The organism is Enterobacter cloacae complex sp. IR5450 (genome assembly GCF_049238665.1).
Taxonomy (GTDB): Bacteria; Pseudomonadota; Gammaproteobacteria; order Enterobacterales; family Enterobacteriaceae; genus Enterobacter; species Enterobacter hormaechei_C.
The window spans coordinates 1-768 of sequence record NZ_JBMKIC010000091.1; the positions used below are offsets into that span (position 1 = coordinate 1).

Genomic DNA, 768 nt, shown 5'->3' on the forward strand with positions numbered 1-768 from the left:
GCCGGAAGAAGTCCGGGAGCTGATTGACGCGTCGCCTTACGTGAAGAAATACACCTCCGGCGTCCTGTCGTTTGCGGAGGCCGATCTGCCTCCCGGCCAGCGGGAAAAACTGATGGCCAGCTTCGAGCGGGTTCTGATGCCCGGACTTGATAAAGATCAGTACAGCATTCTGTGGGTGGAGCACGAGGACAAGGGGCGTCTGGAGCTGAACTTTCTGATCCCCAATACCGAGCTGCTGACCGGCAGGCGGCTCCAGCCGTACTACGACCGCGCCGACCGGCCGCGTATCGATGCCTGGCAGACCATCGTGAACGGCAGACTGGGGCTGCACGATCCGAACGCGCCGGAAAACCGCCGGGCGCTGGTCACGCCGGCCGGACTGCCGAAAACGAAGCAGGAAGCCGCAGAAGCCATCACCCGTGGACTGCTGAGCTTAGCCTCGTCCGGGGAGCTGAAAAGCCGTCAGGACGTCACTGAGGCTCTTGAAGGTGCAGGTTTTGAGGTGGTGCGTACAACGAAAAGCAGTATCAGCATTGCCGACCCTGACGGGGGGCGAAACATCCGACTGAAGGGAGCCATCTATGAGCAGTCTTTTAACGCTGGCGAAGGACTTAGAGCAGCAATCGAAAGCGCAGCAGAAGAGTACCGGCGAGATGCTGAAAGCCGCATTCAGCGAGCACGAGCAGTCTGTCAGAGCGGAACTGAACGCAAGCGCGAGGAGAATCAGCGACGCCATCAGCGCCCACGAGCAGAGTATGAGCGAGGCGA

Annotated in this window: 1 protein-coding gene; it reads left to right on the forward strand. The window is 60.4% G+C overall.

Annotation, left to right across the window (positions count from 1 at the left end):
- Nucleotides 1–768 (forward strand): plasmid mobilization relaxase MbeA (mbeA, locus tag ACOTYB_RS24830; RefSeq protein WP_421765924.1); only part of this gene is annotated, 768 nt, incomplete at both ends.